A 26,214-nucleotide genomic window follows, 5' to 3' on the forward strand; every position below is an offset into this window, starting at 1 on the left:
GTGTAGAGTGTCGGAATCCTCGATTACCGTAACCGCAATACGCCCGCGATGTCCGCCCCGCCCGTTCCTGATGCGCCTTCGCCTTTCGACGCTTCCTGGCGACAGGAGGCGGGGGCGGGCCTCGACGCCGATGGCCTTGCGCTTATCGACCAGGCGGTGGCCTGGTCGGTTCCCCGTTTCGAGGGCCAGCAGGCCCTGACGGGCGAACCGCTGGCCTCGCACGGCGCCGGCGTGGCGCGGATCCTGGCGGGCCTGCATACCGATGCGGCCACGCGCGCGGCGGCCCTGCTGGCGGCCCTGCCGACCGACCTGACCGCGCCGGCTCCCGCGCTGCGCAACGACCCGGTCGCCACCGCCTTCGGCGCCGAGGTCGCCCGCCTGGTGCAGGGCACCCGGGCCCTGCTGCGGTTGGGCGTGGTGGCGCGCCAGGCCAGCGACGCGGCAGCGGAGACCGGCTCGCAGAAGGAAATGCAGCGCAAGATGCTGCTGGCCATGGCGGCCGACCTGCGCATCGTGCTGATGCGCCTGGCCTCGCGCCTGCGGACCCTGCGCTGGCACGCCGAAAGCAAGACCCCCTGTTCGACCGACTTCGCCCGCGAGACCCTCGACCTGTACGCGCCGCTGGCCAACCGCCTGGGCATCTGGCAGATCAAGTGGGAAATGGAAGACCTGGCGTTCCGCTTCCTGGAACCCGACCGCTACAAGCAGATCGCCCGCCTGCTCGAGGAAAAGCGGGTCGAGCGCGAAGCCTTCATCGCCGGCGCCATCGAGCGCCTGCAGACGGCGCTGGCCAAACATGGCATCGAAGCCGAGGTCAGCGGCCGGCCCAAGCACATCTACAGCATCTGGAACAAGATGCGGGTCAAGCGCCTGGATTTCTCGCAGATGTACGATCTGCGCGCGCTGCGCATCATCGTCGACGACGTGCGCGCCTGTTACATGGCGCTGGGCATGGTGCACGAGATGTGGACGCCGCTGTCCGACGAGTTCGACGACTACATTTCGCGGCCCAAGCCCAACGGCTACCGTTCGCTGCACACGGTGGTGGCGGACGATGACGGCCGGCCGTTCGAGGTGCAGATCCGCACCCGCGAAATGCACCAGTTCGCCGAGTACGGCATGGCCGCGCACTGGCGCTACAAGGAAGCGGGCGCCAAGGGCGGGCAGGTGGCGGCGTCCAGCGAATACGACCGGCAACTGGCCTGGATGCGCCAGTTGCTGGCCTGGAACAGCGATGTCGAGGCGGGCGAGGCGCCCGTCGCCGACAAGCCCGACGCGGCCAAGTCCGCCGCCAAGTCGGGCCCGGGCAAGAGCCGCCATGCCGCCGCGCCCACGCCGACGGACGAACGCATCTACGTGCTGACCCCGCAGGCGCGCGTGATCGAGTTGCCGGCCGGCGCCACGCCGGTCGACTTCGCCTATCACCTGCACACCGACCTGGGCCACCGCTGCCGCGGGGCGCGGGTCGATGGCCAGATGGTGCCCCTGCAGACGCGCCTGGCGACCGGCCAGACGGTCGAGATCATCTCGGCCAAGTCGGGCGGCCCGTCGCGCGACTGGCTCAACCCGCAACTCGGTTTCCTCGCCAGTCCGCGCGCCCGCGCGCCAAGGTGCGCATGTGGTTCAACGCCATCGAACTGCAGCAGCGCATCACGCAAGGCCAGGCGCTGGTCGAAAAGGAACTGCAGCGGCTCGGCAAGACCGCCGTCAACCTGAAACAACTGGCGCAGAACCTCGGTTTCGCTCGCGCGGACGACCTGTATGTGGCGGCGGCCAAGGAAGAATTCAGCCTGCGCCAGATCGACGCCGTGTTCCAGCAGCCGGCGCCCGCCGCCGAGCCGCAACCGGCCGCGCTGCGCCACGCCAGCGCCGGCAGCGCCGAGAAAAGCGGCAAGAGCGGGGTGCTGGTGGTGGGCGTGGGCTCGCTGCTGACGCAGTTGGCGCGCTGCTGCCGGCCCGCGCCGCCCGATGCCATCGCCGGCTTCGTGACGCGCGGGCGCGGGGTGTCGATCCACCGCAGCGACTGCCACAGCTACCTGGCGCTGGCCGCGCGCGAGCCCGAGCGGGTGATCGAGGTGGCCTGGGGCGAGACCCCCGCGGACACGTTCTATCCGGTCGACATCAGCGTGCGCGCGCACGACCGCTCCGGCCTGCTGCGCGACCTGTCCGAAGTGTTCGCGCGCCTGCGCTTGAATGTGGTGGGCGTGAACACCCAGAGCCGGCAGTCGCTGGCCCATATGGTGTTCACGGTCGAAGTGCGCGGCGGCGAATCGCTGGCGCGCGCGCTGGATGCGCTGGCCGAAGTGCCGGGCGTATCGTCGGCGGTGCGCCGCTAGCCTGCGACGCGCAAGATGGGCCGCCCCGGGGACGGGCGGCTCGGAAGAGGGCGCCCATGCATGGCCGTTGCCCGGGGCGCCCCGCAATGGACCACCCGGGCCCATCGCGGCCCGGGAATATCAGCGATCCAGGTTCTCGTGGGCGCGTTCGCGCATGAAGAACGACGCCACCAGCCCCAGCGCCACGCCGAACATCACGTAGTAGGCCGGCGCCATCGGCGAACCGGTGGTCTTGATCAGCCAGGTCACGATGAACTGGGCAAAACCGCCAAAGATCATCACCGCCACGTTATAGGCCAGCGACAGACCCACCGAGCGCACCCGCGCCGGGAACAGCTCCGCCATGACGGTGCTGAACACGCCGAAGAAGGCCGACACGAACACGCAGACCACGATCTGCACGGTCAGCAGGCGGCCGATCGACGGCGCGTCCGACAGCCAGTGATACAGCGGGTACAGCACCAGCAGATAGCCGATCAGCGAACCGATCACCAGCGGGCGGCGGCCGATGCGGTCGGACCAGGCGCCCATGAACGGCGTCAGCAGCACCATCAGCGCCGCGCCCGCCATCTGCACCAGGAAGGTCTGGTTCAGCGGCAGCTTCAGGATCTGCGTCGAGTAGGTCACCAGGTAGGTGAAAGTGATGTAGATCGACACCGTCGCCGTCACCACCAGCCCCACGCCGATCAAGGTTTCGCGCGTGTGGGCGCGCACCATCTCGCCCAGGCTCAGGCGCTGCACCTCGCCGCGGGCGGCGGCCTGGCGCTCGTCTTCCTTCATCTGCTTGAAGGCGTCGGTTTCGTCGATGTTGCGGCGGATATAGATGGCGATCGGCACGATCACCAGGCCGAACGCGAACGGCAGGCGCCAGGCCCAGGCCGCGATCTGCTCCTGCGTGAAGAACTCGGTGATCAGCGTGCCGCAGGCCGCGCCGAGCAGCAGCGCCAGCATCTGCCCGGCCATCTGCCACGAGCCGTAGAAGCCGCGCCTGCCGTTGGGCGCCATCTCGATCAGCAGGGCGGTCGAGGTGCCGAACTCGCCGCCGGCCGAGAAGCCCTGCAGCAGTCGCGCGATCAGGATGAAGATGGGGGCCAGGATGCCGGCCGCGTGATAGGTGGGGGCCACGGTGATCAGGGCGATGGACACCGCCATCAGCGAGGTCACCAGCACCATGGCCGCCTTGCGGCCCTTCTTGTCGCCATACAGGCCGAGGATGATGCCGCCCACGGGACGCATGAAGAATCCGACGCCGAAGATCGCCGTGGTCATCAGGATCGCGTTCAGTTCGCTGCCGGGAACGCTGGGGTCGGTGGGGAAGAACAATTTCGAGATGATCGGCGTCATGAACGCGAACACCAGGAAGTCGTACCATTCGAGGGCATTGCCGATGACTGCCGCCACGATGTTGCGCGTGGGAACTGCTTTGTGCTGCACGGATTCTCCTTGGGGGGCTTGCTGTGGTGAGGCCGTCATTCTAGGCCCAGGCGACGCGCCCCGCCGGCCGCGGGGGCGGGACGCGGACGCGTCCTGGCTTTACACTGCTGCTTTTACCCGAGAGAGTTGCTACATGAACGCGCGCACCTGGCTGGAGACGCTGGTCGGTTTCGACACCACCAGCCGCAATTCCAATCTTGCCCTCATCGAGACCGTCCGTGATTGGCTCAAGGGCCAGGGTGTCGATGCATGGCTGGCGCACAATCCCGAGCGCACCAAGGCCAACCTGTTCGCCACTCTGCCGGCGCAGGACGGCAACCAGCAGGGCGGCATCGTCCTGTCGGGCCACACCGACGTGGTGCCGGTCGATGGCCAGGACTGGAGCACCGATCCGTTCAAACTGGTCGAGAAAGACGGCCTGCTTTACGGCCGCGGCAGTTGCGATATGAAGGGCTTCATTGCCGGTTCGCTGGCGCTGGTGCCGGAATTCCTGGCCATGCCGCGCAAGAAGCCGATCCACCTGGCGTTCTCCTACGACGAGGAAGTCGGCTGCGCCGGCGCGCCGTACATGCTGGCCGACCTGCACGAGCGCGGCATCCGCCCCGAAGGCTGCGTGGTGGGCGAACCCACCGGCATGCAGGTGGTGGTGGCGCACAAGGGCATCAACCTTTTCCGCTGCAAAGTGCACGGCAAGGCGGCGCACTCGTCGCTGACCCCGCGCGGTTGCAACGCCATCGAATACGCCGCCCGCCTGATCTGCCGCATCCGCGACCTGGCCGACAGCTTCAAGGCCAACGGCCCGTACGACCAGTTCTACGACGTGCCGTTCTCCACCATGACCACCAACCAGATCCGCGGCGGCATCGCGGTCAACACCATTCCCGAACTGTGCGAATTCACCTATGAATTCCGCAACCTGCCGGGCATGCAACCCGACCAGATCCAGGCGGAAGTCGAGAAATACGTGCGCGATGAGCTCTTGCCGCGCATGAAGGCCGAATTCGACGGCGCCAGCATCGAGATCGAGACCGGCGCCGCGGCGCCGGCCCTGGAAGCTTCCGAGGAAGCCGCCATCACCCAACTGGTGCGCGCCCTGACCGAGGACCGCGCCACCCGCAAGGTGGCCTATGGCACCGAAGCCGGCCTGTTCCAGGGCATCGGCATTCCCACGGTGGTCTGCGGCCCCGGCCACATCGAGCAGGCGCACAAGCCCAACGAGTTCGTCGCGCTTGACCAGTTGGCCGCCTGCGAGACCTTCCTGCGCCGCATGGGTCAGTCGCTCTGAGGCGACGGACCGCGGCGACCGGCCGGGCCATTCTCCCCGGAGCCCCCGGGGGTACCCGGCGGGCTCGGGTGCAACCCCCGCTGTGGCCGGCGTCAGGTAAAATGACGGGTTGCAAACCGGATTTGCGGGCGGCAAACGCTGGCCGTGATACCGGGGGAGATGCTTGGTGAAACCTTACGATTTTCCGGATGCCCAGGGCCATTTCGGCCCTTATGGCGGTGTTTTCGTGGCAGAAACGCTGATGCACGCGCTCGACGAGCTGCGTGCCGCCTATGACCGCTACCGTGTCGATCCCGCCTTCCTGGAAGAGTTCAACTACGAACTCAAGCATTTCGTCGGCCGTCCCAGCCCCGTCTACCACGCCCGTCGCTGGTCCGACCTGGTGGGCGGCGCCCAGATCTGGTTCAAGCGCGAAGACCTGAACCACACCGGCGCGCACAAGGTCAACAACTGCATCGGCCAGGCGCTCCTGGCCAAGCGCATGGGCAAGCCGCGTGTCATCGCCGAAACCGGCGCCGGCCAGCATGGCGTGGCCACGGCCACGGTGGCGGCCCGCTACGGCATGGAATGCGTGGTCTACATGGGCAGCGAAGACGTCCGTCGCCAGGCCTCCAACGTCTACCGCATGAAGCTGCTGGGCGCCACGGTGGTGCCGGTCACGTCCGGCTCGCGCACCCTGAAGGACGCGCTCAACGAAGCCATGCGCGACTGGGTCACCAACATCGAGAACACCTTCTACATCATCGGCACGGTGGCGGGCCCCGACCCCTACCCCCGCATGGTGCGCGATTTCCAGACCGTCATCGGCAATGAATGCCTGACGCAGATGCCCGAGGCCATCGGCCGCCAGCCCGACTACGTCGTGGCCGCGGTCGGCGGCGGCTCCAACGCCATGGGCATCTTCCATCCCTACATTCCCTACGAGAACGTGCGCCTGATCGGCGTCGAAGCCGCCGGCGAAGGCATGGACAGCGGCAAGCATGCCGCGTCGCTGGCCGCCGGCCAGGTCGGCGTGCTGCACGGCAACCGCACCTACGTCATGCAGGACGCCGACGGCCAGGTCCAGGAAACGCATTCGGTCTCGGCCGGGCTGGACTACCCCGGCGTCGGTCCCGAGCATGCCTGGCTCAAGGACTCCGGCCGCGCCGAATACGTCGGCATCACCGACGACGAAGCGCTGAAGGCCTTCCACGATTGCTGCCGCATCGAAGGCATCATGCCGGCGCTGGAGTCCTCGCACGCCATCGCCCAGGCCGTTAAGATGGCCGCCACGCTGCCGCGCGACGCGGTCATCCTGGTCAATCTGTCGGGCCGTGGCGACAAGGACATGCATACCGTCGCCGAACGCGCCGGTATCGAACTCTGATATGACGACAACCCGCTCCGATCGCATTGCCGCCGCCTTTGCGCGCACCGCCGAATCCGGCCGCGCCGCGGCGCTCATTCCCTACATCGCGGCCGGCGATCCGTCGCCCGCCGCCACCGTTCCCCTGATGCACGCGCTGGTCGAGGCCGGCGCCGACGTCATCGAACTGGGCGTGCCGTTCTCCGATCCCATGGCCGACGGCCCGGTGATCCAGCGCGCCGCCGAGCGCGCCATCGCGCAGGGCGTGGGCCTGGGCCGCGTGCTCGACCTTGTGGCCGAGTTCCGCCAGCGCGATACCGCCACCCCCGTGGTGCTGATGGGCTATGCCAACCCCATCGAACGCATGGGCCAGGCCGAATTCGCCCGCCGCGCCGAGGCCGCGGGCGTGGATGGCGTCCTGGTGGTCGACTATCCGCCCGAGGAAGTGGTCGAATTCGCCGGAACGCTCGGCCGCCATGGCATCGCTCCGATCTTTCTCCTGGCCCCCACCTCGACCGACGCGCGTATCCAGGCCGTGGCCGCCGTGGCGCGCGGTTACGTCTACTATGTGTCGCTCAAGGGCGTGACGGGAGCCGGTTCGCTCAACACCGACGACGTGGCCGAGCGCGTGGCGGTGATCCGCCGCCATGTGCGCGAGATCCCGGTAGGCGTGGGCTTCGGCATCCGCGACGCCGATAGCGCGCAGCGCGTGGCGCGCGTGGCCGACGCGGTCGTCATCGGCAGCAAACTGATTGAAACCATGGAGCAGGCGGTGGCCAACGCCCCCGCTGCCCAGCAAACCGACGCCGCAGTCGCCGCCGCCAGCGGCTGGCTGCGCACCATCCGGCAGGCGCTGGATCAAGTAAAACGACCGAGCGCGTCGGCCTGAGCGGCCTGGCGCGACTTCCTTACGGGATGAACAAACAATGAGCTGGATCGAAAAACTCCTGCCGCCTCGCATCAACAAAACCAGCGACAGCGGCGCCCGCCGCGTGCCCGAAGGCCTGTGGGTGAAATGCCCGTCGTGCGAAACGGTGCTGTACAGCGAAGACCTGGCGGCCAACCTGCACGTCTGCCCCAAGTGCGATCACCACATGCGCATCGGCGCCCGCGCCCGCATCGACTCGCTGCTCGACATGGAAGGCCGCGTCGAAATCGGCCAGAGCACGCGCTCGGTCGATTCGCTGAAATTCAAGGACACCCGCAAGTACCCCGAGCGCCTGGCCGAAGCCGTCAAGCAGACCGGCGAAACCGACGCGCTGGTGGTGGTCAGCGGCTCGATTCGCGGCGTGCCGGCGACGCTGGCGTGCTTTGAATTCGAGTTCATGGGCGGCTCCATGGGCTCGGTCGTCGGCGAGCGCTTCGCGCGCGGCGCCCAGGCCGCGCTCGACAACAAGACGCCCTTCATCTGCGTGGCCGCCTCGGGCGGCGCGCGCATGCAGGAAAGCCTGTTGTCGCTGATGCAGATGGCCAAGACCAACGCCATGCTGACGCGCCTGTCTGCCGCCGGCCTGCCGTTCATCAGCGTGCTGACCGATCCCACCATGGGGGGCGTGTCCGCCAGCTTCGCCTTCATGGGCGACGTGGTCATCGCCGAGCCGAAGGCTCTGATCGGCTTCGCCGGTCCGCGCGTGATCGAACAGACCGTGCGCGAGAAGCTGCCCGAAGGCTTCCAGCGCGCCGAGTTCCTGCTGCAGAAGGGCGCCATCGACATGGTCGTGGACCGCCGCCAGTTGCGAGAGGAAATCGCCCGCCTGCTGGCGCTGTTGACCAACCAGCCGGCCGACGTCGTCACCGCCGCCTGATCCCGTTTCCCCGGGCTTTCGGGCTTGGGGGGGCAGATGAAAAAGCCGCCGCGCACTTGTGCCGGCGGCTTTTTCATGGCCGTTTGTTCAGCCCTCTGACAGCGTCATTTTTTGTGCGCCGGGCGGAACAATGTTTTCCATGATTTCTGTTGCCTTATTGCGACATATTGCGAGCCTTCTGGCCCGGTTTTTGCTATGTTCTGTAGTACTGGATAACACTCGTGAATTGCGCCGAGATGTCATCCCAACAAAATACGGAGTTGCTCCCAATGCAGTCGACGAAGAAGAAAATGCTTGTCCGCCTTGTCGGTTTGGCCCTCGCCGGCGCCGCGACCATCGCCAGCGCCCAGTCTTCCGAGGGTACGCAGGGCGGCGTGAGCCTGCACTATGGCGTGGGCGACCACTATCAACGCTTCACCCTGAACTACGAAACGCCGTCGGTGTGGACCTATCAGTTCGGCGGCAACTGGGGCCGCCTGGATCTGACGCCCGAACTCGGCGTGTCTTACTGGTGGGCTGACGGCGACCGCTCGCCGAGCAATGTGTGGCAATTGAACGCCATCCCGATGTTCCGCTGGTGGGCGGGTGAGCGCTTCTACCTCGAAGCCGGTATCGGCGCCACCGTGTTCTCGCGCACCCGCTTCGCCAACGAGAACATCAGCACCGCCTTCCAGTTCGGCGACCACGTCGGCCTGGGTTTCCTGTTGACGCCGAACAACCGCATCGGCGTGCGCTATTCGCACTTCTCCAACGCCAGCATCAAGCGCCCGAATCCCGGCCTGGACACGGTGCAGCTGACCTATACGTACCAGTTCTGATCGCGGCGCGATCCGGCCTGACGAAAAAACCCTCGGTGACGAGGGTTTTTTTTTGGGCCATGTTCGCGCCATATCCCGGCGCCATGTTCCGCCGGTGTGTTCCGGCGCCATACCCGGGCGGCGTGGTCGGCTGGCAAATAAAAAAGCCCCCATCATTCGATGGGGGCTTTTGCTTGCGCGGCTTGCCTTTAGTGGCGAGTTTCGACCTGAACCAGGGGTTCGTTCGAAACCGGGGCCACCGGCTTGCGCTCGCGGCCCAGGCGGACCGGCGTGTGCGCCGCGGCGATGCGCAGTTGCGTCTGCGCGTGGCGCTCGGGGTCGGTTTCCACCCACTGCAGGCCGGCGGCGTTGACCACTTCGTGCAGGGCCTGCGCCTTGGCCGAGGGGGCCGTCGCCGGCACCACGATGGGCTGGGCGCTGGCCGGCGCCGCCGCCACAGGCGCGGCGGCTACCGGTACCGGCGTGGCTTCCGGTTCGACCGGCGCGGCCGTGACGGCAGGTTCCACCACGGGTTCGACCGCGGCGGCTTCCACCGGGGTTGCGACAGGCGCGGCCGGCTCGGAAACCTCGCTGTCGGGCTCGACAGCCACCGGGGCGATCGGCTCGGGGGCCGCGGCCTGTACAGGCTGCTGGGCCTGCGGTTCGTGCGCGGCGGCGGATGCCTGTTCGACCTGGGCCGGTGCCGGCGTGATCTCAGCCTGGACGGCTTCGGCTTGCTGTGCCGGCGCCTCGGCTTGCGGGGCGGGGGCTTCGGCCGGCGCGGCGGCCACCGGGGCGGCGACTGGCGCGGGGGCGGCGGTCACGTTCTCGGCGGGCTCGCTGGCGTCTTCCTCGGCGCCGTCTTCCAGTTGCTCGTCGCTGCCTGCCACGCCTGCCTCGTCCGGGCTGCGGCGGCCACGACGACTACGGCGGCGGCGGCGCTTGCGTTCCGGGTCGGCGCCGGCTTCGGCGCCTTCGACGGCGGGCACGCCATCGGCGGTCTGCTCGACGGCTTCGGCCGCTTCGGCCTGGGCGTCGGCGGGCTGCTTGGCTTCAGGCAGCGCGGTGGCGACCGACTGGGCCAGCGCGGCGACCATGCTTTCCTGCTCGCTCATCGGCGCGTCGGCCTGGCCTTCCTCGCGGCGGTTGCGGCCACGGCCGCGACGGCGGTTGCGACCGGCGCCGGCATCATCGCCAGCGGCTTCCGGCGCGATGTCGGGGCGGTTCGAGGCTTGCGCGGCTTGCATGGCCTGATCGCGTTCGCCACGCTCGTTGCGGTTGTGACGCTCGCCGCGTTCCTGGCGTTCACCACGTTCGCCTTCGGGGCGGCGGTTGCCGCGAATGTGCGGACGGCCGCCTTCGCTGCCCTCGGCGCCTTCGGCGCGGGACTCACCGCGACGGTTGCGGTTGCGGTCGGAGCCGTGGCGTTCGCCGCGGCGTTCCTGGCCATCGTGGCCGCTGCGGCCCTTGCCGCGGGCCGGCGACGCGGCGCGCTTGGCGCTGGTCTCTTCCTGGGCGGCGGGCGCGGCCTTGGCGGGCTCGCTGTTGCCGGTCAGCCAGCCGAACAGGCGCTTGAGCAGGCTGGGGCCGCCCGATTGCGCCGGCGCGGCCGCGGGGGCGGGCGCCGGGGCAGGGGTCGACATGGGGGCCGGCTGCGAAGGCGTGATGCCCTTGACCAGCGCCTCCGGACGGGCCTTGATCTCGCTTTCGCGCGGCTGCCAGGGGGCGTCGGTGGCGGGAGCCTCGACCAGCTCGAAGCTGGTCTTCACTTCTTCCAGGCGCGGATCGTCGTGGCGCAGGCGCTCGATGTGGTGATGCGGGGTTTCCAGGTGCTTGTTGGGGATCAGCACCAGGTTGACCTTCAGGCGGGCTTCCATCTTGGTGATGTCGGCGCGCTTTTCGTTCAGCAGGTAGGTCGCCACGTCGACCGGCACCTGGGCGTGGACCGCCGCGGTGTTTTCCTTCATGGCTTCTTCCTGCAGCAGGCGCAGGACGTGCAGGGCGCTCGATTCGGCGTCGCGGATCACGCCGGTGCCGTTGCAGCGCGGGCAGGTGATGTGCGAGCCTTCGTTCAGGGCCGGACGCAGGCGCTGGCGCGACAGTTCCATCAGGCCGAAGCGCGAGATCTTGCCCATCTGGACGCGGGCGCGGTCGAAATGGAGGGCATCACGCAGGCGCTGTTCGACGGCGCGCTGGTTCTTGCTGTCTTCCATGTCGATGAAGTCGATGACGATCAGGCCGCCCAGGTCGCGCAAGCGCAGTTGGCGGGCCACTTCGTCGGCGGCTTCCGAGTTGGTCCGCAGGGCGGTTTCCTCGATGTCGGCGCCACGGGTCGAGCGGGCCGAGTTGACGTCCACGGACACCAGCGCTTCGGTGTGGTCGATGACGATGGCGCCGCCCGAGGGCAGCGTGACCGTGCGCGAGTAGGCCGTTTCGATCTGGTGTTCGATCTGGAAGCGCGAGAACAGCGGGATGTCGTCGCGGTAGCGCTTCACGCGCTGGACGTTGTCCGGCATCACCACGCTCATGAACGCGGTGGCCTGGTCGGCGATCTCGTCCGTGTCGATCAGGATCTCGCCGATCTCGGGCGAGAAGTAATCGCGGATGGCGCGGATGACCAGGCTCGATTCCAGGTAGATCAGGATGGGCGCGGAGTTGTCGCGCGCGGCGCCGTCGATGGCGGTCCAGAGCTGCAACAGGTACGACAAGTCCCATTGCAGTTCTTCGACGTTGCGGCCGATGCCGGCGGTGCGGGCGATGATGCTCATGCCCTGGGGCAGTTCGAGCTGCTCCATCGTGTCGCGCAGTTCCTGGCGGTCCTCGCCCTCGACGCGGCGCGAAACGCCACCGCCACGGGGGTTGTTGGGCATCAGGACCAGGTAGCGGCCGGCCAGCGAGATGAACGTGGTCAGGGCGGCGCCCTTGTTGCCGCGCTCTTCCTTTTCAACCTGGACGATCAGTTCCTGGCCTTCGCGCAGGGCGTCCTGGATGCGGGCGGTGCGGACGTCGACGCCTTCCTTGAAGAAGCTGCGGGCCACTTCCTTGAAGGGAAGAAAGCCGTGGCGGTCTTCGCCGTAGTTGACGAAGCAGGCTTCGAGGCCGGGTTCGATCCGGGTGATGACACCTTTGTAGATGTTGCCTTTGCGTTGTTCGCGGCCGGCAGTCTCGATGTCGAGGTCGATGAGTTTTTGCCCATCGACGATAGCGACGCGTAATTCTTCCTGGTGCGTCGCATTGAACAGCATGCGCTTCATGAGAGGGTTTCTCCGTTGTCATGACGCGCCGATATCGGCGCGTGACCTCGGGCCACTCGGGCTGCGGCTGAAGCGGGCAAGAAGATGCGGACCGTACCTGGGCGGCGCCCAGGCGTATCCGCCGCGGGTCAGGCGGGCACGTCGTGCCGTGGGGCACGGGGTTCTTTCAGCAGGAGGGTCAGCTTCACTGAATGTGGTTTGACGGAAATGTGCTGTGAACGGCAGTTGCGGCCGGATTGGTTGCCGACGCGCAGCTGGTGCTTTAAATATGCGACGATTCTTGCAGTGCTTCAAGCCGCTTGCGGCAGGCAACGGACCTGCTGGGACAGCGGGCAAAATGAATGCCACACCACTATCCGGCAGGGCGCGGTTGCGCCGGCGACCAAATGACCCAGGGGTTGAATGAGCAGGCAGTACAATGGCGGCCCACGCGCTCGACGGAGTTGCGTACTTGAGTTGCATCTCTACGCCAGCGGCTGATTCAGCCCCTTAAGGCTGTCCCGATTATATGTCGCTTTCCGCAATGCGCAAAGAAACTTCCTCCCCTATGGCCACCCCCTCCGTCCGCATGGTGGAAGTGGGCGCCGAGCATGCCGGCCAGCGCCTGGATAACTACCTGATGCGCCTGTGCAAGGGCGTCCCCAAAACCCATATCTATAAGGCCATCCGCGGCGGCGAGGTCCGGGTAAACAAGGGACGCATCTCGGTGGACTATCGGGTCGCGGAAGGCGATATGGTCCGCATTCCGCCGCTGCGCCTGCCCGACCCTGGCAAGCCCAAACCGGTGCCGGCCGCCGAATTCCCGGTGGTGTTCGAGGATGACGCGATGCTGGTGGTGGACAAGCCCGCCGGTGTGGCGGTCCACGGCGGCAGCGGCGTTTCCTTCGGCGTGATCGAGCAACTGCGCGCCGCCCGCCCCGAGGCCAAGTTCCTGGAACTGGTGCACCGGCTCGACCGCGAAACCTCTGGCCTGCTGATGGTCGCCAAGAAGCGCAGCGCGCTGCTGGCCCTGCACGCCATGCTGCGCGAGGGGCGCAGCGACAAGCACTATTACGCGCTGGTCGAGGGCGACTGGGTCAACGACCGCCAGCACATCAAGCTGTCGCTGTCCAAATGGACCACCCAGTCGGGCGAGCGCCGCGTCAAGGTCGATCCCGACGGCCAGACCGCCCACACCATCATCACGCTCAAGCAGCGCTTCGGCCGCTACAGCCTGGTGGACGCCGAGCTGCGCACCGGGCGTACCCACCAGATCCGCGTGCACCTGGCGGCCAGCGGCTTTCCCATCGTGGGCGACGACAAGTATGGCCATGACGAGGTCCGCGCCGAGTTCTCGCGCATGGGTTTTGGTCGCATGTTCCTGCATGCCCATCAATTGACGCTGAATCACCCGTTGACGGGGGAGCCGATGACGCTGACGGCCGAACTGCCGCCCGCCTGTCGGAAAATACTGAAACAACTGGAGTCGGTCTGATATGTCGTATTCGCTGGTCGTTTTTGACTGGGATGGAACCCTCATGGATTCCACGCACAGCATCGTGGCCGCCATCCAGGGGGCCTGTCGCGACCTGGAGCTGCCGGTGCCATCGGCCTCCGACGCCAGCTGGGTCATCGGCCTGTCGCTGGAAAGCGCGCTGCGCCGCGCCGTGCCCCAATTGACCCAGGCGATGCTGCCGCGCTTCCTGGAGCGCTACCGCACCCATTACCTGCTGCGCGATCCAGAATTGCGCCTTTTCGATGGCATTCCCGAGTTGTTGACGGCGCTGGCCGAGCGCGACGTGCGCCTGGCCGTGGCCACCGGCAAGAGCCGGGTGGGCCTGACCCGCGCCCTGGCCGCGACCGGCCTGGGCCCCATGTTTGACGCCACCCGCACCGCCGACGAGACCTTCAGCAAGCCGCATCCGGCCATGCTGCACGAGTTGATGAGCGAGCTGGACGTCGATCCGGCCCGCGTGGTGATGGTGGGCGACACTTCTCACGACATGCAGATGGCGACCAATGCCGGCGTGCATGGCCTGGGCGTGACCTACGGTGCGCATACCCTGAAGGAACTTGAGGGTTGTGGTCCGCAGGCGGTGCTGGATAGCGTGCCGCTGGTGCGCGACTGGCTGCTCAGCCGGACCCTGGCGGCGGCGGCCTGACGATCGCAGGCGCGCCGGGGAACGCCGCGAGAGCGAGGCGGTCTATTGCGGATCGCCGCCGGCCACGCCGGCGGAATATCATGGGGTCGCGAAACGTCCACGGTTTGAGCGGGGCGGCAGCGACGCGACTCGCCGCGCCGGCCCCCTAGGAGATTCCCATGCTGATACGCAAGCCCCATGACATCGTTCCTTCCGACATCACGACCGAAGCGGTCTGGCGGTCGCGTCGCGACCTGATCCTGCGCGCCGGCGTGGCGGCGGCGGGGTTGGGGTTGCCGTGGGCGACGCGCAGCGCCTTCGCCCAGGGCCCCGGTGCCGGCGCCCTGGCGGGCCAGCCCAATGCGGCGTTCAGCGTCATGGACAAGCAGACGTCTTTCGCTGATATCACGTCGTACAACAACTACTATGAATTCGGGGTCGACAAGGGCGAGCCCGCGTCCAACGCCGGCAAGCTGCAGACCCGGCCCTGGACGGTCAGCGTCGAGGGCGAGGTCGGCAAGCCGCGCACCTTCGATATCGACGAACTACTCAAGCTCGCGCCGATGGAAGAGCGCGTTTATCGGCTGCGCTGCGTCGAGGGGTGGTCCATGGTGATTCCCTGGATCGGCTATTCGCTGTCGGCGCTGCTCAAACAGGTCGAGCCCACCGGCAATGCCAAGTACGTGGAATTCGTGACCGCCGTGCAGCGCGAGAACATGCCGGGCGTGCGCGCCGCCATCCTCGACTGGCCCTACATCGAGGGCCTGCGCATCGACGAGGCCATGCACCCGCTGGCCATGCTGGTGTTTGGCGTTTACGGCAAGGTGCTGCCCAACCAGAATGGTGCGCCCCTGCGGCTGGCCGTGCCCTGGAAGTACGGCTTCAAGTCGGGCAAGTCGCTGGTCAAGATCCGTCTGGTGGAAAAGCAGCCCGTCTCCTCATGGATCAAGGCCGCGCCGCAGGAATACGGCTTCTACGCCAACGTCAATCCCACCGTGCCGCATCCGCGCTGGAGCCAGGCCACCGAGCGCCGCATTGGCGAGGACGGCCTGTTCTCGCCCAAGCGCAAGACCTTGATGTTCAACGGCTATGCCGAGCAGGTTGCGTCGCTCTACCAGGGCATGGATTTGAAGGCCAACTATTGAAACCGCCCGTGGCCGAGAGTGCTGGCGCGGCCCCGGCGCGCAAGCCCCAGTGGTCGGCGCGGGCTGTCGGGCGCGTCAAGCCCTGGCTGTTCCTGTTGGGCCTGGCGCCGTTCGCGCGCTGGCTCTGGTTGGGCTTCACCAATGGGCTGACCGCCAATCCCGTGGAATTCCTGACGCGCTCGTCGGGCACCTGGACGCTGGTGTGCCTGCTCGTGACGCTGGCGATCACGCCGCTACGGCGCCTGACCGGGCAGCCGGCGCTGGTGCGCCTGCGCCGCATGTGTGGCCTGTTCGCGTTCTTCTATGGCGCCATGCATTTCATGGCCTGGGTCTGGTGGGACCGCGGCTTCGATCCGGCCGCCATGTTGCAGGACATCGGCGAGCGGCCCTTCATTACCGTGGGATTCGCCGCGTTCGTGCTGATGACGGCGTTGGCGGCCACCTCCACCCAGTGGGCCATGCGCAAGATGGGCAGGCGCTGGCAGCAACTGCACCGCGCCATCTACCTGATCGGCCTGCTGGCGGTGCTGCATTACTGGTGGCACAAGGCCGGCAAGAACGACCTGTCAGAGCCGATCCTGTATGCCTCGGTGCTGGCGCTGCTGCTGGGCTGGCGGCTGGCCGCCTGGTGGCGCCGTCGCGGGGCCTGAGCGGCATGCGCCATCCGGTTACAGTATGGCCAGCATGATCGCCGCGGTCTCGGCGTCGGGCTGGCCGTCGTGGCGGGCAGGGCGGTAGTGCATCTGGAACGCTGCCAGCACGTTGATGGTGGCGCGGTCCAATGTGCCGCTCTGTGGCGTGGTGTAGCCCAGCCGCTGCAGTTGCTGCTGAAACCAGGCGACGTCGGGTGTGCCCTGGGCCTGCAGGCGCGCCAGGTGTGCGGCGGCGCCGGCTTCGTCATACCAGCGGCCGATGCCGGCTGCGGCCAGTTGCTTCCAGGGGAACAGCGGGCCGGGGTCGACCTTGCGCTGGGGCGCGATGTCGCTGTGGCCCACCAGGTTCTCGGGCGCGATGCCGTGGCGCTGGATGATGTCGCGCAGCAAGAGGGTCAGGGCGCGGATCTGCCGGTCGCCGTAGGCATGCCACTGCGGCTTGCCGTCGGTGCCGTCGGTCCAGCCCGGGTTGACAATTTCGATGCCGATCGACGTGCTGTTCATGGCATTCAGGCCATACCAGGCGCTTTCGCCGGCGTGCCAGGCGGCGCGGGTCTCGTCGACCAGCCTGTGGGCGCGGCCGGAGGTTTCGATCAGGTAGTGGGCGCTGACCTTGCCCTGCGACAGCAGCTTCATCGATACGGCGTCGTCGGTGGAGGTGTAGTGCACCACGACGAAACGCACCCGGCTGCTCTGGCTGACCGCGGTAACGGAGGTGTCCAGGTTCAGGCCGGCGGGGCCGCGCTGGGCGCAACCGGCCAGGGCCGCGAGGGCCAGGCATACTGCGGCAAATCGGATCATCGTCAGCGGGCCAGGTACAGGAACAGGGTGGGCATTTTGTCCAGCGATGGGGTGGGCTGTTTTTTCCAGTCGGCGATGGTGCGCGTGGCGATCCATTCGTCCGCGGTGGTCAGCGCGCGGGCCACGCACAGCTTGGTGTCGCCCTTCAGGCTGGCCAGCAGCGTTGCGAACATGGCGGCGTTGCGGTAGGGGGTCTCGATCAGCAATTGCGTCTGGTTGTGTCGGGCCGAGTGCTGTTCCCAGGCCTTGAGCTGCCTGGCGCGTTCGCCGGCGTCCACGGGCGCGTAGCCGTGGAAGGCGAAGCGCTGGCCATCCAGGCCGCTGGCCATCAGGCCCAGCAGGATGGAGGAGGGGCCGACCCAGGGCTTGACGACGATGCCCAGCCGATGGGCGGCGTCCACCACCTTGGCGCCAGGGTCGGCAACCGCGGGGCAGCCGGCTTCGGACACCAGGCCGATGTCGGCGCCGCGGCGCACCGGCTCGAGCCAGGCGCCGATCTCGGCCGCGTCCGTCCTGTCGCTGAGCGTGTGGATGGTGATTTCCTGCAGCGGCCGGGTGGTGCCCACCAGCTTGAGGAAGGCGCGCGCCGTCTTGGCGTTCTCGGCGATGTAGGTGTCCAGGCTGCCGGCCCGGGCGCGCGCATCGGCGGGCAGCCAGCTTTCCGGGGCGGCCTCGCCCAGTCCCACCGGGATCAGGTGCAGCGAGCCGCTCATGCGGGCGCTCCCGGCGCCGCCAGCGCGTCGAGCCCGAACTCGGCCAGCATGGTGGTCAAGGTGATCAGCGGCAGGCCGATGATGGCGGTCGGATCGTCGCTCTGGATGCTTTCCATCAGGGCGATGCCCAGGCTTTCCGCCTTGGCGCTGCCTGCGGTATCGTAGGGTTCCTCGGCGCGTAGGTAGGCGTCGATGGCCTGGTCGCTCAGGCGCCGGAATTTGCACCGCGTCACGATATCGGCTTTTTCCACGCGATGACCGTCAGTCACCGCCAACGCGCTGTGAAATTCCACGATCTGCCCGGAAAGTGCGCGCAATTGCGCCTGGGCGCGCGTAAAATCGCCCGGCTTGCCAATGGGTTGGCCGTCTACCGTGGCCACCTGATCCGATCCGATGACGACGCTGCCGGGATGCCCGCCGGCCACCGCCATGGCCTTGGCCACGGACAGGCGCAGCGCCAGCGCTTCGGGTGATTCGCCTGGCTGTGGCGTTTCGTCCACATCGGGCGAAATGGCGGTGAAGGGCAGGCGCAGGCGGGTGAGCAGTTCTTTGCGGTAGCGCGAGCTGGAGGCGAGGATCAGGCTGGGTTGTGAGGGCATTCGATATTTGACGCTGGGACGTAAGTCACAGTATTATCTAACGTTTTGCGGCATTTTTGCAGGGCAGCATGACTTTTGGGCGGGGCGCAACCCCCACTCATGGGCGGGGCGCAATCCCGCGTCAGTCATCGGTTTTGCGCCCTGGGATGGTCGCGAATGCACGGGATGTGCGGGTTGTGCGCGAATGCGCATTTCCGGCGGCCTCGTGCGAAAGGACAGAACATCAAGCCCATCGACGCATTCGCATTCGCCCATTCGGGCAAGGAAGCGCAAGGCACCATACCTCTTGTGCGGTTGACGCGCGCGGTTGACGGGCTTCCCGAGCAACCGGCGGGTGAGGCCGGCCTCGTGACGTGGTCCGTGCGTGGCGAGATGGGCAAGACCGGACTGCTGCAAGGTCAGCCGCTCCTGCACATTCATGTGCAGGCGAATCCGGTCGTGGTGTGTCAGCGGTGCAATGAGCCGTTCGCCTATCCGGTGGACAGCGAGGTCCTGCTGCAACTGGTCAAGTCCGAAGCCGACCTCGACGACGGCTTTACCTCCGGCGATCACGCCGCGGGTTTCGACGACGAGGATGAGGACGGCGAGGAAGCAGGAAACGCAGGAAAAGGTTTTGTGTCCAACCAGCCTGAAAAGGTGGTGGGTTCGCATCATTTCGATCTGTTGGCCCAGATCGAAGATGAGCTCATTCTGAGCGTTCCGTATGTGCCCAAGCATGATGTATGCCCGGGCGCGCAGGCCAAGGACAGCGAAGCTCCCCAAGAGCCCGTTGTCAAGCGTCCGTCGCCGTTTGCGGTGCTGGAACAACTGAAGCACAAAGATTGAGATCAACATCGGGCCGCATCGCGTACAATGCGCCCCGTTTCTAGGAGTCATCATGGCTGTTCAACAAAACAAGAAGTCCCCGTCCAAGCGCGGTATGCACCGCTCGCACGATTTTCTGGTGAATCCGTCGACGGCTATCGAACCGACCACGGGCGAAACGCACCTGCGTCACCACATCAGCCCCAACGGCTTCTACCGTGGCCGCAAGGTCCTGAAGACCAAGGCCGACGAATAAGGCCCCCGGGCCGAACTCGTACTCGGACCAATTCGGCTGAGCGCTGATACCTGGCACCCGTGATACGCATCGCCATAGACTGTATGGGCGGAGACTTCGGTCTGCCCGTCACGATTCCGGCTGCGATCGAGTTCGCCCGGCAATTCCCGGATACCCGGCTATTGCTGGTCGGGCTTCCCGACGCCATCGAAGCGGCGCTCTCCGAGCACCGCGGCGTCGAGCGTGATCGTTTCGAGATCGTGGCGGCTTCCGAAGTCGTCACCATGGACGACCCGGTCGAGGTCGCCCTGCGCCGCAAAAAAGATTCCTCCATGCGCCTGGCCGCCCAGTCCGTCAAGGACGGGAACGCCGACGCCTGCATTTCCGCGGGCAACACCGGCGCGTGGATGGCCATTTCACGCTATGTGCTCAAGACGCTGGACGGCATCGACCGGCCCGCGATCGCCACGTCCATTCCGAACCAGACGGGCCGCGCCACCACGGTGCTGGACCTTGGCGCGAATGTGGACTGCACGGCCGAACACCTGCTGCAATTCGCCATCATGGGCGCCGCGCTATCGCAGGCGGTGGACCATCGCGACAACCCCACCGTGGGTTTGCTCAACATCGGCGAAGAGGTCATCAAGGGCAACGAGGTCGTCAAGGAAGCCGCCGAGCTGCTGCGCGCCAGTCCCCTGAACTTCTACGGCAACGTGGAAGGCAATGACATTTTCAAGGGCACGGTCGACGTCGTCGTCTGCGATGGCTTCGTCGGCAATGTCGTGCTCAAGTCCGTGGAAGGCCTGGCCAAAATGCTGTCCAGCGTCATTCGCGAAGAGTTCAAACGCAACCTGATCACGCTGCTGGCCGGCGCCGTGGCCAAGCCGGTGCTGAACCGCTTGCGCAACCGCGTCGACAATCGCCGTTACAACGGCGCGGCGTTGCTGGGGCTGCGTGGCGTGGTCATCAAGAGCCACGGCTCGGCTGATGTCTACGCCTTCGGTTTCGCGCTGCAACGGGCGCGCGAAGCCGTCGTGAGTAAACTGCTGGAGCGCACCGCGCAGACGGTCGCGCAGCTCAACCAGCGCGTCCAGTCTGCCTCGAGTGCTCCGGCGCTCGAGCCGGGCGCGGCTGGAGACACCGCTTGATGGATACCGCAATGAAATATTCCGTGATCGCGGGCACCGGCAGCTTCCTGCCGGAACGCGTGGTTTCGAATGACGCCCTGGCTGCGGAACTGGCGACGCGCGATATCGCCACCTCCGACGAGTGGATCGTCGAGCGCACGGGCATCCGCCAGCGCCACCTGGCCGAGCGTGGCGTCACCACCAGCCAGTTGGCGACCGAGGCCTCGCGCCGCGCGCTGGCCGACGCGGGTGTGGACGCCTCCGAGGTCGATCTGGTCGTGCTGGCCACCTCCACGCCCGATTTCGTGTTTCCCAGCACCGCCTGCCTGGTGCAGGCCAACTTGGGCGCCAAGGGCTCGGCGGCCTTCGACGTGCAGGCCGTGTGCAGCGGCTTCGTCTATGCCCTGACCACCGCCGACAGCTTCATCCGTGCCGGCCGCGCGCGTTGCGCCCTGGTGATCGGCGCCGAAGTGTTCTCGCGCATTCTCGACTGGAACGATCGCAGCACTTGCGTGCTGTTCGGCGACGGCGCGGGCGCCGTGGTGCTCAAGGCTTCCGACAAGCCTGGCATCCTGGCCGCCCAGTTGCATGCCGATGGCAGCCAGATGAAGATCCTCAGCGCCGCGGGCAACGTGGCTTATGGCGACGTCACCGGCGATCCGTTCCTGCGCATGGACGGCCAGGCCGTGTTCAAGCAGGCCGTCACGGTGCTGGACCGCTCCGCCCGCGACACCTGCGCCGAAGCCGGCGTCGACATCAGCGAAGTCGATTGGCTGGTGCCGCACCAGGCCAACGTCCGCATCCTCAATTTCCTGGCGCGCAAGCTTGCCGTGCCGGTCGAGAAGGTTGTCATCACCGTCGACAGCCATGCCAATACTTCCGCTGCCAGCGTGCCGTTGGCGCTTGACGCCGCGCGCCGCGATGGCCGCGTCAAGCCGGGCCAGCTCGTGCTGATGCAGGGCGTGGGCGGCGGATTCACCTGGGGTTCGGTACTGGCCCGCATGTAAGGGCGTGTCCGGCCGGGACGCGGACTGCCGCGCCCGCCCGGATGTCGCGCCCGACATTCCACAGACTCTGAATCACTCCACACGGTCGAACATGAAAATCGCTTTTGTCTTTCCTGGCCAGGGTTCGCAGGCAGTCGGCATGCTGGATGCCTGGGCCGATGTCGCTGCCGTGACCGATACCGTGGCGCGCGCCTCGCAGGCGCTGGGCCAGGACCTGGGCGCACTGATCGCGCAGGGTCCCATCGAGCAGCTCAACCTGACCACCAATACCCAACCCGCCATGCTGACGGCCGGTGTCGCGTTCTTCGCGGCCTGGCGCGCGGCGGGTGGCCGCAATCCCGACGTCGTCGCCGGCCATAGCCTGGGTGAATACGCCGCGCTGACCGCCGCGGGCTCGCTGGCCCTGGAAGATGCCGTGCGCCTGGTGCGCGTGCGCGCCGACGCCATGCAGGCCGCGGTGCCCGTCGGCACCGGCGCCATGGCTGCCATTCTCGGCCTGGACGATGATGCCGTGCGCGCCGCTTGCGCCGCGGCGGCCCAGGGCGAGGTGGTCGAGGCCGTCAACTTCAACGCGCCGGCGCAGGTCGTGATCGCCGGCCACAAGGGCGCGGTCGAGCGCGCCTGCGAGCAGGCCAAGGCCGCGGGCGCCAAGCGCGCGCTGCTGCTGCCGGTGTCCGCGCCGTTCCATTCCAGCCTGCTCAAACCTGCCGCCGATGTGCTGGCGGACGCGCTGGCTGCGGTCAACGTGGCGGCGCCGCAGATCCCGGTCATCAACAACGTCGATGTCGCCTCGCCGACGGAACCCGGGGCAATCCGGGATGCGCTGGTGCGCCAGGCATGGTATCCTGTGCGTTGGGTGGAAACACTGCGCGCCATGAAGGCGCAGGGCGTGACCCACGTCATCGAGTGCGGTCCCGGCAAGGTGCTGGCCGGCCTGACCAAACGCATCGACCCCGAGCTCACCGGCCTGGCCATCACGGATCCGGCCTCGCTTGAGGCCGCGCTGGCCGCGGTCAACGGAAATTAAGACCATGGAAAACACTTCGATCGAACTGCAGGGCAAGATCGCCCTGGTCACCGGCGCGACGCGCGGCATCGGCCGCGCCATCGCCCAGGAGCTGGCCGCCCGTGGCGCCGTGGTCGTCGGCACTGCCACTTCCGAATCCGGCGCTGCCGCCATCACCGAGGCGCTGGCGCCGTTCGGCGGCCGTGGCGTGGTGCTGGACGTGACCAACGCCGAAGCCTGCGACGCGCTCATCGACGCGCTTGGCAAGGAAGGCGGCGGTCCGCACATCCTCGTCAATAATGCCGGCATCACCCGCGATACGCTGGCAATGCGCATGAAAGACGACGATTGGTCCGCGGTCATCGACACCAACCTGGCGTCGGTCTTTCGCCTGTCGCGCGCTGTGCTGCGCAATATGATGAAGGCCCGTTGGGGACGCATTATCAATGTCACCTCCGTGGTGGGCTCGAGCGGCAATGCCGGCCAGGCCAACTACGCTGCCGCCAAGGCCGGCGTCGCCGGCATGTCGCGCGCGCTGGCGCGCGAGCTGGGCAGCCGCAACATCACCGTCAATTGCGTGGCCCCGGGTTTCATCGACACCGACATGACGCGCGCCCTGGGCGAGAGCCAGACCGCGGCGCTCCTGCAGCAGATTCCGCTGGGCCGACTGGGGTCGCCGACGGATATCGCCCATGCGGTGGCCTTTTTGTCCGGGCCGCAGGCGGGTTACATTACCGGCACCACCCTGCACGTCAACGGCGGGATGTACATGCAATAAGTCACGAAACGCGCGGGCGGCCCAGGCCGCCGCGTCAGTGCCGGGGAACCGGTACGGCAACGCGCGGTTCATCCGGAAACGCCGCACACCGGTTTTCCTGCGCCCGGCGGGCGACAGATCAACGTGCGCGGTGTTATTTTTGTCACGGCCTGGCGTTTGCAGTACTCTGCGCTTGGCTATAATTCGCGGGATTTTTCCCATTTGGAGATCTGCATGGAAAGCATCGAACAGCGCGTCAAGAAGATCGTCGCTGAACAACTTGGCGTGAACGAAGCCGAGATCAAGAACGAATCCTCCTTCCTTGACGACCTCGGTGCCGATTCGCTCGACATGGTCGAACTGGTCATGGCGCTCGAAGACGAATTCGAGACCGAGATCCCCGACGAAGAGGCCGAAAAGATCACGACCGTGCAACAAGCGATTGATTACATCAATTCGAACGGTAAGCAGTAAGCTCAGCCTATATCCTTCCGGTTGCCCCACGTCCGGGGCCGGCCGGGAACCGGGGCGGTTTCAGGAATTTGCCGTGTGGTCCACGCGCGGGAAGGGCATTGACGCCCGACCCGCTATTGCGTGTGCCGCACGCGCAGTGCATCCCGAAAACCGCCTTTCTTTTGTCTGTTTGAGGAGTCATCCGTGAAGCGACGTGTCGTCATCACTGGCCTTGGTATCGTTTCGCCTGTTGGCAACGACCTGACCACCGCTTGGGACAATATCGTCAACGGACGTTCTGGCATCAGCCGCATCACCCGTTTCGATCCCTCGGCCATCACCACGCACATTGCCGGCGAAGTCAAGGACTTCGACGTCAGCACCTATATCTCGAGCAAAGAAGCCCGTCAGATGGATACCTTCATCCATTACGGCGTGGCCGCCGGGATGCAGGCCTGGCGCGACAGCGGCCTGGAAGTCACCGAAGCCAACGCCGAACGCATCGGCGTGATCGTCGGCTCGGGTATCGGCGGTCTGCCGCGCATCGAGGAAACCCAGGTCGAATACATGGCCAAGGGTCCGCGCCGGATCTCGCCGTTCTTCGTGCCGGGTTCGCTGATCAACCTGATCTCCAGCCATCTGTCCATCGCCTTCGGCATGAAGGGCCCCAGCTACGCCGTCGTGTCCGCCTGCACCACGGGCCTGCACAGCATCGGCGACGCGGCCCGCCTGATCGAGTACGGCGATGCCGACGTCATGCTGGCCGGCGGCGCCGAGTCGACCGTGTCGCCGCTGGGCATTGGCGGCTTTGCCGCGATGCGCGCGCTGTCGACCCGCAACGATGATCCTCAGACGGCTTCGCGTCCCTGGGATCGCGACCGCGACGGCTTCGTGCTGGGCGAGGGCGCTGGCGTGCTGGTGCTGGAAGAATACGAACACGCCAAGAAGCGCGGCGCGCGCATCTATGGCGAGTTCGCCGGCTACGGCATGAGCTCGGACGCGCATCACATCACGGCTCCCGACAAGGACGGCCCGCGCCGCGGCATTCTCAACGCGCTGCGCAACGGCGGCCTGAACCTGGAAGACGTCCAGTACGTCAACGCGCACGGCACCTCGACGCCCCTGGGCGACAAGAACGAGAGCGACGCGTTGAAGCTGGCGTTCGGCGACCACGCCAAGAAGCTGGTGGTGAACTCGACCAAGTCCATGACCGGCCACCTGCTGGGCGCGGCCGGCGGCATCGAGGCGGTGTTTACGACCCTGGCGGTCTACAACCAGGTCTCGCCCCCGACCATCAACATCTTCAACCAGGATCCCGAATGCGACCTGGACTACTGCGCCAACGAGGCGCGGCAGATGAAGATCGACGTCGGCCTGTCCAACTCGTTCGGCTTCGGCGGCACCAACGGCTCGATGGCCGTTCGCCGGGTCTGATTTGGAAGGCCCGGGCCAGGGGCGCTGGACTTATCGCGTGCCCGTCCTGCGGCCACGCGGCGTCTTGGCGCTGCCGGGTCTGGGGCTGGTGGCCGCGGTTGCCAGTCTCGTCGCCGCCGCCTCGTGGCACGGCAACGCCTGGACGGCCGCCGCCGTGTTGATGTCATTGGCGCTGGCGGCAGGGCTGTTACACTCGAGCCGTCGGAGCCTGTCCCCGGTATCGGCCCTGCGTACCGCGGCCGGTGGCGGCCGCTGGCAGGTGCGCCTGCCGGGCGGCTGGCGGGATGCGGTGCTGGTACAACAGCGCCGCGGACCTGCTTGGCTTTCGCTCACCCTGCAGCCTTTGCCCCCCGGGAGTATGGCCTTTAACGACCAAAATGTAACTTTCACCGTCTGGCAACCGACGTTGCGACCCGACGACTGGCGGCGGCTGTGCCTGCTGGCCGGCGCGGCGCGGCAGACGTCCCGGACGGTCCGCCTGCGGGAGGCTACATGAGCGAGCGCGAAGTCGACGCCGAGCTTGTCGCGCGCGTCCAGCGGGGCGACAAGAAGGCCTTCGACCTGCTGGTGCTCAAGTACCAGCGCAAGATTCTCCGTCTGCTGGCCCGCATGATCCGCGACCCCGCCGAGATCGAGGATGTGGCCCAGGAAGCGTTCATCAAGGCCTACCGGGCCTTGCCCCAATTCCGGGGCGAGAGCGCGTTCTACACCTGGTTGTATCGTATCGCCATCAATACGGCCCGAAATTGGCTCGCCTCCCAGGGCAGGCGGCCGAGCGCGCCCAATGCGATAGAAACGGAAGACGGTGAAACTTTTAACGAAACCGACAACCTAACCGATATAAGCACGCCGGAGTCGATGGTTGCCAGCCGCGAGATCGCCGAGACGGTGAACGCGGCTATCGAGGAGTTGCCCGAGGAATTGCGCACCGCAATCGTCCTGCGTGAAATCGAAGGTATGAGTTACGAAGACATCGCCCAGAGCATGGACTGCCCCATTGGTACGGTGCGCTCCCGCATTTTCCGTGCGCGGGAAGCCATTGCGACCAAGTTGCGTCCCTTGCTTGGCACCGATGTCGAGCGTCGCTGGTAAGGAGTGGCAGTC

The 26,214-nt window shown here is 66.8% G+C and carries 23 protein-coding genes and 1 pseudogene; 19 read left to right on the forward strand and 5 right to left on the reverse strand.

Features of this window, described 5'->3' with window-relative positions; genetic code table 11:
* Positions 1–48 precede the first annotated feature (48 nt).
* Positions 49–2,336, forward strand: a pseudogene (locus HV783_RS13900) (RelA/SpoT family protein).
* Positions 2,337–2,456: 120 nt separating this feature from the next.
* On the opposite strand, the gene HV783_RS13905 reads toward HV783_RS13900, so the two are convergent.
* Entirely contained in the window at positions 2,457–3,770 is a 1,314-nt protein-coding gene (locus HV783_RS13905) for an MFS transporter (RefSeq protein WP_175167580.1), read from the reverse strand.
* Between the two features lie 133 nt (positions 3,771–3,903).
* On the opposite strand from HV783_RS13905, the gene argE reads away from it, so the two are divergent.
* The 5 genes from argE to HV783_RS13930 all read left to right on the forward strand — a co-directional run bounded on the left by argE (position 3,904) and on the right by HV783_RS13930 (position 9,023).
* Entirely contained in the window at positions 3,904–5,055 is a 1,152-nt protein-coding gene (gene argE, locus HV783_RS13910) for an acetylornithine deacetylase (protein ID WP_026382580.1), read from the forward strand.
* Between the two features lie 166 nt (positions 5,056–5,221).
* A complete protein-coding gene (trpB, locus tag HV783_RS13915) occupies positions 5,222–6,421 on the forward strand; it encodes a tryptophan synthase subunit beta (protein WP_064526737.1) in 1,200 nt (399 codons plus the stop codon).
* Between the two features lies 1 nt (position 6,422).
* Positions 6,423–7,289, forward strand: a complete 867-nt coding sequence (trpA, locus tag HV783_RS13920; RefSeq protein ID WP_054501569.1) for a tryptophan synthase subunit alpha — start codon at positions 6,423–6,425, stop codon at positions 7,287–7,289.
* Between the two features lie 37 nt (positions 7,290–7,326).
* Complete coding sequence (accD, locus tag HV783_RS13925) at positions 7,327–8,205, forward strand: acetyl-CoA carboxylase, carboxyltransferase subunit beta (protein WP_049072142.1); 879 nt, start codon at positions 7,327–7,329, stop codon at positions 8,203–8,205.
* A gap of 269 nt (positions 8,206–8,474) precedes the next feature.
* Entirely contained in the window at positions 8,475–9,023 is a 549-nt protein-coding gene (locus HV783_RS13930) for an acyloxyacyl hydrolase (protein ID WP_054501568.1), read from the forward strand.
* Positions 9,024–9,211: 188 nt separating this feature from the next.
* On the opposite strand, the gene HV783_RS13935 is transcribed toward HV783_RS13930, so the two are convergent.
* Positions 9,212–12,256 (reverse strand): Rne/Rng family ribonuclease, encoded by a 3,045-nt coding sequence (locus HV783_RS13935; protein ID WP_175189336.1) that lies wholly within the window; start codon positions 12,254–12,256, stop codon positions 9,212–9,214.
* 508 nt (positions 12,257–12,764) lie between these two features.
* On the opposite strand from HV783_RS13935, the gene HV783_RS13940 reads away from it, so the two are divergent.
* The 4 genes from HV783_RS13940 to msrQ all read left to right on the forward strand — a co-directional run bounded on the left by HV783_RS13940 (position 12,765) and on the right by msrQ (position 16,171).
* Entirely contained in the window at positions 12,765–13,730 is a 966-nt protein-coding gene (locus HV783_RS13940) for an RluA family pseudouridine synthase (protein ID WP_100505113.1), read from the forward strand.
* 1 nt (position 13,731) lies between these two features.
* Entirely contained in the window at positions 13,732–14,397 is a 666-nt protein-coding gene (locus HV783_RS13945; RefSeq protein WP_054501566.1) for an HAD family hydrolase, read from the forward strand.
* A 158-nt stretch (positions 14,398–14,555) separates the two neighbouring features.
* On the forward strand, positions 14,556–15,521 hold the full coding sequence (gene msrP / locus HV783_RS13950; protein ID WP_054501565.1) for a protein-methionine-sulfoxide reductase catalytic subunit MsrP: 966 nt from the start codon (positions 14,556–14,558) through the stop codon (positions 15,519–15,521).
* Positions 15,518–16,171: a protein-methionine-sulfoxide reductase heme-binding subunit MsrQ gene (msrQ, locus tag HV783_RS13955; protein ID WP_175189337.1), complete on the forward strand. Its 654-nt coding sequence runs from the start codon at positions 15,518–15,520 to the stop codon at positions 16,169–16,171. Before msrP ends, msrQ begins: the two co-directional genes overlap by 4 nt.
* Positions 16,172–16,189: 18 nt before the next feature.
* Here msrQ and HV783_RS13960 read toward each other — a convergent pair whose 3' ends face one another.
* Genes HV783_RS13960 through HV783_RS13970 form a run of 3 tightly spaced genes read right to left on the reverse strand, consistent with a single transcriptional unit; the run spans position 16,190 to position 18,287 of the window.
* Positions 16,190–16,975, reverse strand: coding sequence for an N-acetylmuramoyl-L-alanine amidase (locus tag HV783_RS13960; RefSeq protein WP_175142169.1), 786 nt, complete (start codon positions 16,973–16,975; stop codon positions 16,190–16,192).
* A gap of 2 nt (positions 16,976–16,977) precedes the next feature.
* Positions 16,978–17,688, reverse strand: coding sequence for an SAM-dependent methyltransferase (locus tag HV783_RS13965; protein WP_175167584.1), 711 nt, complete (start codon positions 17,686–17,688; stop codon positions 16,978–16,980).
* Complete coding sequence (locus HV783_RS13970) at positions 17,685–18,287, reverse strand: Maf-like protein (RefSeq protein WP_054501561.1); 603 nt, start codon at positions 18,285–18,287, stop codon at positions 17,685–17,687. Before HV783_RS13970 ends, HV783_RS13965 begins: the two co-directional genes overlap by 4 nt.
* 165 nt (positions 18,288–18,452) lie before the next feature.
* On the opposite strand from HV783_RS13970, the gene HV783_RS13975 reads away from it, so the two are divergent.
* The 9 genes from HV783_RS13975 (at position 18,453) to rpoE (ending at position 26,202) form a co-directional block, all read left to right on the forward strand.
* A complete protein-coding gene (locus tag HV783_RS13975; protein WP_116793060.1) occupies positions 18,453–19,112 on the forward strand; it encodes a YceD family protein in 660 nt (219 codons plus the stop codon).
* A 52-nt stretch (positions 19,113–19,164) separates the two neighbouring features.
* Entirely contained in the window at positions 19,165–19,347 is a 183-nt protein-coding gene (rpmF, locus tag HV783_RS13980; protein WP_006389284.1) for a 50S ribosomal protein L32, read from the forward strand.
* Positions 19,348–19,406: 59 nt separating this feature from the next.
* Positions 19,407–20,474 carry a phosphate acyltransferase PlsX gene (plsX, locus tag HV783_RS13985; RefSeq protein ID WP_054501559.1) on the forward strand — a complete coding sequence of 356 codons (1,068 nt, stop codon included), beginning with the start codon at positions 19,407–19,409 and terminating at the stop codon, positions 20,472–20,474.
* A complete protein-coding gene (locus HV783_RS13990) occupies positions 20,474–21,460 on the forward strand; it encodes a beta-ketoacyl-ACP synthase III (protein ID WP_175189354.1) in 987 nt (328 codons plus the stop codon). The genes plsX and HV783_RS13990 overlap by 1 nt, the downstream gene beginning before the upstream one ends.
* A gap of 91 nt (positions 21,461–21,551) precedes the next feature.
* Positions 21,552–22,487, forward strand: coding sequence for an ACP S-malonyltransferase (fabD, locus tag HV783_RS13995; protein ID WP_175189338.1), 936 nt, complete (start codon positions 21,552–21,554; stop codon positions 22,485–22,487).
* Between the two features lie 4 nt (positions 22,488–22,491).
* Positions 22,492–23,244, forward strand: a complete 753-nt coding sequence (fabG, locus tag HV783_RS14000) for a 3-oxoacyl-ACP reductase FabG (protein ID WP_054501557.1) — start codon at positions 22,492–22,494, stop codon at positions 23,242–23,244.
* Positions 23,245–23,457: 213 nt separating this feature from the next.
* On the forward strand, positions 23,458–23,697 hold the full coding sequence (acpP, locus tag HV783_RS14005; protein WP_005012191.1) for an acyl carrier protein: 240 nt from the start codon (positions 23,458–23,460) through the stop codon (positions 23,695–23,697).
* A gap of 183 nt (positions 23,698–23,880) precedes the next feature.
* Positions 23,881–25,110, forward strand: a complete 1,230-nt coding sequence (gene fabF / locus HV783_RS14010; RefSeq protein ID WP_175142172.1) for a beta-ketoacyl-ACP synthase II — start codon at positions 23,881–23,883, stop codon at positions 25,108–25,110.
* 492 nt (positions 25,111–25,602) lie between these two features.
* Positions 25,603–26,202, forward strand: a complete 600-nt coding sequence (gene rpoE / locus HV783_RS14015; RefSeq protein WP_054501554.1) for an RNA polymerase sigma factor RpoE — start codon at positions 25,603–25,605, stop codon at positions 26,200–26,202.
* The last annotated feature ends 12 nt before the right edge of the window (positions 26,203–26,214 follow it).

This window comes from Achromobacter dolens (genome assembly GCF_902859745.1).
GTDB lineage: Bacteria > Pseudomonadota > Gammaproteobacteria > Burkholderiales > Burkholderiaceae_B > Achromobacter > Achromobacter dolens.

Excerpts from the sequence above, each read along its gene's own strand:
- argE (WP_026382580.1), top strand. The coding sequence starts at position 3,904 with ATGAACGCGCGCACCTGGCTGGAGACGCTGGTCGGTTTCGACACCACC.
- trpA (WP_054501569.1), top strand. The coding sequence starts at position 6,423 with ATGACGACAACCCGCTCCGATCGCATTGCCGCCGCCTTTGCGCGCACC.
- accD (WP_049072142.1), top strand. The coding sequence starts at position 7,327 with ATGAGCTGGATCGAAAAACTCCTGCCGCCTCGCATCAACAAAACCAGC.
- HV783_RS13930 (WP_054501568.1), top strand. The coding sequence starts at position 8,475 with ATGCAGTCGACGAAGAAGAAAATGCTTGTCCGCCTTGTCGGTTTGGCC.
- HV783_RS13935 (WP_175189336.1), bottom strand. The coding sequence starts at position 12,256 with ATGAAGCGCATGCTGTTCAATGCGACGCACCAGGAAGAATTACGCGTC.
- HV783_RS13940 (WP_100505113.1), top strand. The coding sequence starts at position 12,765 with ATGTCGCTTTCCGCAATGCGCAAAGAAACTTCCTCCCCTATGGCCACC.
- HV783_RS13945 (WP_054501566.1), top strand. The coding sequence starts at position 13,732 with ATGTCGTATTCGCTGGTCGTTTTTGACTGGGATGGAACCCTCATGGAT.
- msrP (WP_054501565.1), top strand. The coding sequence starts at position 14,556 with ATGCTGATACGCAAGCCCCATGACATCGTTCCTTCCGACATCACGACC.
- HV783_RS13960 (WP_175142169.1), bottom strand. The coding sequence starts at position 16,975 with ATGATCCGATTTGCCGCAGTATGCCTGGCCCTCGCGGCCCTGGCCGGT.
- HV783_RS13965 (WP_175167584.1), bottom strand. The coding sequence starts at position 17,688 with ATGAGCGGCTCGCTGCACCTGATCCCGGTGGGACTGGGCGAGGCCGCC.
- HV783_RS13970 (WP_054501561.1), bottom strand. The coding sequence starts at position 18,287 with ATGCCCTCACAACCCAGCCTGATCCTCGCCTCCAGCTCGCGCTACCGC.
- HV783_RS13975 (WP_116793060.1), top strand. The coding sequence starts at position 18,453 with ATGTGCGGGTTGTGCGCGAATGCGCATTTCCGGCGGCCTCGTGCGAAA.
- rpmF (WP_006389284.1), top strand. The coding sequence starts at position 19,165 with ATGGCTGTTCAACAAAACAAGAAGTCCCCGTCCAAGCGCGGTATGCAC.
- HV783_RS13990 (WP_175189354.1), top strand. The coding sequence starts at position 20,474 with ATGGATACCGCAATGAAATATTCCGTGATCGCGGGCACCGGCAGCTTC.
- fabD (WP_175189338.1), top strand. The coding sequence starts at position 21,552 with ATGAAAATCGCTTTTGTCTTTCCTGGCCAGGGTTCGCAGGCAGTCGGC.
- fabG (WP_054501557.1), top strand. The coding sequence starts at position 22,492 with ATGGAAAACACTTCGATCGAACTGCAGGGCAAGATCGCCCTGGTCACC.
- acpP (WP_005012191.1), top strand. The coding sequence starts at position 23,458 with ATGGAAAGCATCGAACAGCGCGTCAAGAAGATCGTCGCTGAACAACTT.
- rpoE (WP_054501554.1), top strand. The coding sequence starts at position 25,603 with ATGAGCGAGCGCGAAGTCGACGCCGAGCTTGTCGCGCGCGTCCAGCGG.